1 protein-coding gene is annotated in these 3175 nt (G+C 67.2%); it reads right to left on the reverse strand.

What is annotated here, in order from left to right; translation table 11 throughout:
• A partial coding sequence (locus tag FJ417_RS32915) for an autotransporter-associated beta strand repeat-containing protein (protein ID WP_181183371.1) occupies window positions 1-3175 on the reverse strand: 3175 nt, incomplete at both ends.

The following is a 3175-nucleotide window of genomic DNA, read 5'->3' on the forward strand; positions in this document are numbered from 1 at the left end:
CGTCGGCAGAGCCGGGCGACAGGGTCGCGCCGTCGGCAACCGTGACATCGCCGCCGATCGAGCCCTTGCCGCCAAGCGTGGCGCCGATCTCAACCGAGGTAAGCCCTGTGGCCAGGCTGTTGTCGCCATCGACATAGAGCCCGCCTGCCGCCACGGTGGTCGCTCCGGCATAGGAGTTGGTGCCCGTCAGCGTCAGCGCCGCGCCGCCCGTCTTGGTGAAGCCGCCCGCGCCGCCGATAGGGCCGGACAGCGTGAGATCGGCGTCGGTCTGCAACGTGCCGCCGCCGGCATTGAGCGTGATGTCGCGCGCCGAGCTGAACGCGGCGGTATTTTGCAGCGTCGCGGCATTGTCGAACGACAGCGCTCCAGCCCCATCGCCAAGGTTGACGTCGGCCGAGACCCTGAGCGTGCCGCCATTGATGGCCGTGCCGCCGCTGTAGGTATTGGTGCCGCTCAGCACCAGCGTGCCGAGATCGGTCTTGACCAGCTGCGAGCTGCCCTGGAGCACCGAAGCGATGGTCGCGGTGTAGCCCGCACCCGGCAGGGTTCCGTCGCCCACCCGGATCGTCGCCTGCGGCCCGACCAGATCGATGGACTGCCCCTGGATCAGGTAGCCATCGGTGGCGAACTGCATGCCTGCGGCCTGCACCTGGCCATTCGTCGTGCTGTCGACATCGACCATGCCGGCCTGGCCGGCGAAGATCGCGAAGCTGCCGTTCGAGAAGGCGGCGTTGATATCGCCGGCCGGCCCGGTCCAGTTGTCGTCGCCGGCCGCCCGCCAGGTGCCGTTGCCGCCATTGACGGCGTTATTGCTCTTAGGGCCGGCGTCGCCGTCCCAGAAATTCAGCGTCATGGCGCTGATGTCGATGAGGTTGACCTGGCCCGCTATCGAGGTCTGGACGACATGAGTGGGCGAATTGCTGTCGAGCCCGTTGTCGGTCAGGGTGCCGTCATAGTTGATGACGCGATAGATGCCGGGCCCGAAATTGCCGCCGGGCGCCTCCGTCACGTTGATGGTGCCGTCGAGCGTCAGATTGCCGTGGACGACAGTGAGATCGTTGTAGGCGCCGCCGACCACGCCGGCCTGGCCGAACGAGTAATCAAGGTTCGAGCCGTCGGCCAGTTCGAGGTTGCCGTTGATGGTGAGCGCGCCGGGCGCGGAGCCGAGGCCACCGGGAGCCAGCCTGCCGGCCACGTCGACGAACACATCGCCGCCGATGATGCCGCTGCCGCCCAGCGTGCCGAAATTGACGTTGGTCAGCCCGGTTGCGGCGGTCTGGTCGCCATTGATGTAGAGCCCGCCGCCGCCGACTATCAGCGTGGTGCCGCCGTAAGTGTTGTCGGCCGTGAGCACGGTGTTGCCGGTTCCATCCTGGCTGACGCCGCCGCTGCCCGAGATCGTGCCGCCGAAAGTATAGAGGTTGGAGCGGTTGAAGCTGAGCGTGCCGTTGTCGACCACATCGCCGAGGATTGACCCGGTCGTGCCGCCGGTGCCCAGCATCAGGATGCCGCTTGCAATGGTCGTGCCGCCGGCATAGCTATTGTCCGCGCCGAGGATCAGCGCGCCGGCGCCGGTCTTGGTGAGCGCGCCCGCGCCGTCGACCCCGCCCTCCCACTGCAGGGCGCTGTCGACCTGGAATGTTCCGCCGCCCGCCTGAAGCGTAGCGTCGCGGCTGGTGACGATGCTGGACAGGGTCTGATGCAGCGTACCGCCATCGAAGGTGACGTCGCCGGCCACATCGCCGAGATTGGCATCGGCCGTGATCTGGACCGTGCCGCCATCGATGACGGTGCCGCCTTGGTAGCTGTTGGCGCCGCTGAGCACCAGTGTGCCGCCACCTTCCTTGGTCAAAGTCCCGGCGCCGCTCACGGTGTTGGTGAGCGCCAGGCTGGTCGCGCCGTCGGTGTCGAAGGTGCCGCCGCCGGCATTGAGCGTCACGGCGCGGGCAGAAGTGATATCGGCCGTCGTGTGCAGCGTGCCGCCATCGAGCGAAAGACCGCCGGAGGCGTTGCCGAGATTGTTGTCCGACGCGATCTGAACCGTGCCGCCATTGATCGCCGTGCCGCCGGCATAAGTGTTGGTGCCTGACAGCACCAGCGTGCCGGCGTCGGTCTTCACCAATTGCGTGGCGCCCGTCAGGTTGGATGCGATCGTCGCGACATAGGCCGCGCCCACCGCCGTGCCGTCACCGACACGGATGATCGATTGCGGGCCGACCAGGCCGATGTCCGCGCCCTGGACCAGATAGCCGTCCGCCGCGAACTGCATGCCGGCGGCCTGCACCGGGCCGTTGGTGCCGTCCACCGTCACCGTGCCGGCGGCTCCCTGGAAAATAGCGAAGCTGGCATTGGCGAAGGGAGCAGCGAACGTTCCGGTGATGTCCGTCCAGTTCTGGTCGCCTGCGGCGCGCCAGGTGCCGCTGCCGCCATTCACCGCGCCATTGGAGTGGGGGCCGGCGTTGCCGTCCCAATAGCTGAGCGTCAGCCCGGCCGAGTTGACCAGGTTGATCTGGTTGGCCACCGAGGTCTGCACGAAATAGTTGGGATCTGTGACGTCGAGACCGTTATCGGCAAGGGAGCCGTTGTAGCTGATGATGCGATACACGCCGGGACCCAGGTTTCCTCCCGGGCTCTGGGTCACGTTCAGCGTGCCGTCGAGCGTCAGGTTGCCACCGACGTTGATGAGATCGTTCAGCGGACCGCCGGGCACGTTTGCCTGGCCGAAGTCCACGTTGAGGTTGGAATCCCCCAACGCAAGATTACCATTGATGGTCAGCGTGCCTGGAGCATTGCCGGCGCCGCCGGGGGCGAGCGTGCCGCCGTCGGCGACGGTGACGCTGCCGCCGATCGTGCCGGTGCCGCCGAGCGTCGCGCCGCTCGCGACCGATGTCGGGCCGGCAGCACCCGACTGGTTGCCGTTGATCAACAGCGTCCCGGCATTGATGTTGGTGGCGCCGCTATAACTGTTGGTGCCGGTGAGCGTTGTAACGCCGGTGCCGAGCTTGTTGACCGAACCCGTGCCAGAGATGGCCCCGTCGAAGGCGTAGGTGTTGTTCAGGTTGAAGGCGAGCGTGCCGTTGTTGGCTACGCTCGGCGTCGTCAGCGCGCCGGCGACCGCGCCGTTGCCGATCTGTAGCGTGCCGGCCGCAATCGTCGTGCCGGCGCTGTAGCTGTG

The organism is Mesorhizobium sp. B3-1-7 (assembly GCF_006439385.1).
Lineage (GTDB): Bacteria > Pseudomonadota > Alphaproteobacteria > Rhizobiales > Rhizobiaceae > Mesorhizobium.